At 75.1% G+C, this 3,354-nt stretch carries 2 protein-coding genes; both read right to left on the bottom strand.

From position 1 onward, the window contains the following. A partial coding sequence (locus SSNG_RS37125) for a beta-ketoacyl synthase N-terminal-like domain-containing protein (RefSeq protein ID WP_206731444.1) occupies nucleotides 1-1,658 on the bottom strand: 1,658 nt, incomplete at its 3' end. A 126-nt stretch (nucleotides 1,659-1,784) separates the two neighbouring features. Beyond that, nucleotides 1,785-3,354: beta-ketoacyl reductase (locus tag SSNG_RS37120; RefSeq protein WP_206731443.1), on the bottom strand; the 1,570-nt coding region annotated here is incomplete at its 5' end.

Below are 3,354 nucleotides of genomic sequence, written 5' to 3'. Positions count from 1 at the left end.
GGAAGGTGATCGCCGACGCGGTGGTCGAAGGCGGCGCGGGTGGTGGCCAGGGCGACGCCGGTGGCGGTGTGCGCGCCGGGGTGCGCGGCGGCGTGCGCGGCGAGCCGTTCGGCCTGGCCGCGCAGGGCGGCGGCGGTGCGGCCGGACAGGAGCCACGGGGTGCCGTCCACCGGGCCCGACAGGACGGCGGGGCGGCCGGGGCCGGTCTCGGCCGGCTCGGCCCCGGTCTCCGTTCCGGGGGCGTCCGCTCCGGGGTCCGTTCGGGTGTCCTCGGGGGTCTGCTCCAGGATGACGTGGGCGTTGGTGCCGCTGATGCCGAACGCGGAGACGCCCGCCCGGCGCGGGCGGCCGGTCTCCGGCCAGGCGCGGGCCTCGGTCAGCAGTTCCACGGCGCCCGAGGCCCAGTCGATCTTCGGGGAGGGCGCGTCGACGTGCAGGGTCTGCGGGAGCAGGCCGTTGCGCATCGCCATGACCATCTTCATCACGCCGGCCGCGCCCGAGGCGGCCGAGGTGTGGCCGATGTTGGACTTCACGGAGCCGAGCCACAGCGGCCGGTCGGCGGGCCGGTTCTGCCCGTAGGTGGCGAGGAGGGCCTGGGCCTCGATGGGGTCGCCGAGGGTGGTGCCGGTGCCGTGCGCCTCGACGGCGTCGACGTCGGCGGCGGTGACGCGGGCGCTGGCGAGGGCCTGCTTGATGACCCGCATCTGGGCGGGCCCGTTGGGGGCGGTGAGGCCGTTGCTGGCGCCGTCCTGGTTGACGGCGGTGCCCCGGATGACGGCGAGGACGCGGCGGCCGGCGCGGCGGGCGTCGGAGAGCCGCTCCACGAGGAGCATGCCGACGCCCTCGGCGGGCCCGAAGCCGTCGGCGGCGGCGGCGAAGGCCTTGCAGCGGCCGTCGGCGGCGAGCGCCCGCTGGCGGCTGAACTCGACGAACCCGGCGGGGTTCGACATGACGGTGACGCCGCCGGCGAGGGCCATGGAGCATTCGCCGTTGCGCAGGGCCTGGACGGCCATGTGCAGGGCGACGAGCGAGGAGGAGCAGGCGGTGTCGATGGTGACGGCCGGGCCCTCCAGGCCGAGGGAGTAGGCGAGCCGGCCGGACATGACGCTGGCCAGGTTGCCGGTGCCGAGGTAGCCCTCCAGCTCGTCCGGGGCCTGGAGGATGCCGGTGGTGTAGTCGATGGCGCTGAAGCCGACGAAGGTGCCGGTGAGGCTGCCGGTGAGGGTGGCGGGGTCGATCCCGGCGCGTTCGACGGCCTCCCAGCCGGTCTCCAGGAGCAGGCGCTGCTGGGGGTCCATGGCGAGGGCCTCGCGCGGGGAGATCCCGAAGAAGCCGGCGTCGAACCGGTCGAGGTCGTGGAGGAAGCCGCCTTCCCTGACGTAGTTGGTGCCCGGCTTGTCGGGGTCGGGGTCGTAGAGGGATTCGATGTCCCACCCGCGGTTGACGGGGAAGGCGCCGACGGCGTCGCCTCCTGCCGCGACCAGCTGCCACAGGTCTTCGGGGGAGCTCACCCCGCCCGGGTAGCGGCAGGCCATGCCGGTGATCGCGATCGGTTCGTGGCCGGCCGACTCGGCCGCCTGCAGCCGCTTGCGGGTCTGCTGCAGGTCGGCCGTGGCCCGCTTGAGGTATTCGAGGAGCTTCTCTTCGTTGTTCGCCATGGTCGGTATCTCCGTGGGCCCCGTGGGGCGGATCGCTGGCCCGGCGGGTGGGATGGGGGAAGGGGTGCCCCCGCCGTACGGACCGGGCTCGTGGCCCGGCCGGCGGAGACACCCCTCCCGGATGTGTCAGGAGGTGCCCAGCTCTTTGTCGAGCAGGGCGAACATGTCGTCGGCGGTGGCGCTCTGGAGGCCTTCGCCGGTGCTCTCGTCCGGGGTGGCGTCGGTGCCGCCCACGGTCCACAGCAGGGCTTCGAGGCGCTGCTTGAGCTTGGTGCGGGTGTCGCTGTCGGGCGCGGCGGCGGCGAGCGCGCCTTCGAGGCGGTCGAGCTCGTCGAGGACCGAGCCGACGGGGGCCGTCGACTCCGGCAGCAGGGCGCCGCGCAGGTGGCCGGCGAGGGCCGCCGGGTTGGGGTAGTCGAAGACGATGGTGGCGGGGAGCTTGAGGCCGGTGGCGGCACCGAGCCGGTCGCGCAGTTCGACGGCGGTCAGCGAGTCGAAGCCGAGGCCCTTGAAGGCGCGGCCGGGTTCGATGGCGTCGGCCGAGTCGTGGCCGAGGACGCCGGCCACCTTCTCGCGCACCAGGTCGAGGAGGATCGTCTCGCGCTCGGCGGGGTTGGCCGCGGTGAGCGCTTCGACGAGCCGGGCCGCTGCCCCGCCGGCTGCCGCGTCCGCCGGGGCGGGTTCGTCGGAGGCCTTGAGGGCGGCGCGGGCCTCGGGGACGCCCTGGATGAGCGGGCTGGGGCGGCCGGAGGTGAAGCCGCGGGCGAAGCGCTCCCATTCGACGTCGGCGACGGCGCGGAACACCTCGTCGTGCTCCACGGCCTGCACCATCGCGTTCAGGGCGAGTTCGGGGTCCATCTCGATGACCCCGCGGCGGCGCATGTACTCCTCGACGCCCTCGCCCTCCATCATGCCGCCGCCGCCCCAGGCGCCCCAGGCGAGGGAGGTGGCGGTCAGGCCGCGGGCGCGGCGCTGCTGGGCGAACGCGTCGAGCCAGGCGTTGCCGGGGGCGTAGCCGCCGTGCCGGCCGCTGCCCCAGACACCGGAGTTCGAGGAGAACAGGACGAACGCGTCGAGTGCGGTGTCACCGAGGAGCTCGTCGAGGTGGCGGGCACCGTCGATCTTGCCCTCGTTGATCTTCCGGTACTCGTCGGTGGTCATCTCGTCGACGAGGGTCGACTGGACGATGCCGACGGCGTGGACGACGGCGGTCAGCGGCCGGTCGGCGGGGATCGCGTCGAGGACCGCCTTGAGCTGGTCGCGGTCGGAGACGTCGCAGGCGGGGATGGTGACGTCGGCGCCCAGGGCGCGGATCTCGGCGGCGAGTTCGGCCGCTCCGGGTGCCTCGGCGCCGCGTCGGCTGGTGAGGACGAGGTGGGCGGCGCCGGTGGCGGCGAGGCGGCGGGCGACCTGGGCGCCGACACCTCCGGTGCCGCCGGTGACCAGGACCGTTCCGGACGGCTCCCAGCGGCGGACCGGCTCGCGGTCGCCGAGCGGGGCGCGCACCAGGCGGCGGCCGAAGGCTCCGCCGGAGCGCACCGCGACCTGGTCCTCGTCGCCGGGGCCGGTGAGGGCCCGGGCGAGCCGGGCCGCGGCCCGCTCGTCCAGCTCGGCCGGCAGGTCGACGAGGCTTTTTCCTTTTTGCGGGGCTGTTCGAGGGCGACGACCCGGCCGAGGCCCCACAGCTGGGCCTGGA

It is taken from the genome of Streptomyces sp. C (genome assembly GCF_000158895.1).
In the GTDB taxonomy this organism is placed as follows: Bacteria; Actinomycetota; Actinomycetes; order Streptomycetales; family Streptomycetaceae; genus Streptomyces; species Streptomyces racemochromogenes.
Note: the sequence above shows the minus strand (reverse complement) of the source record. Positions and strands in the feature narration are given on the sequence as shown.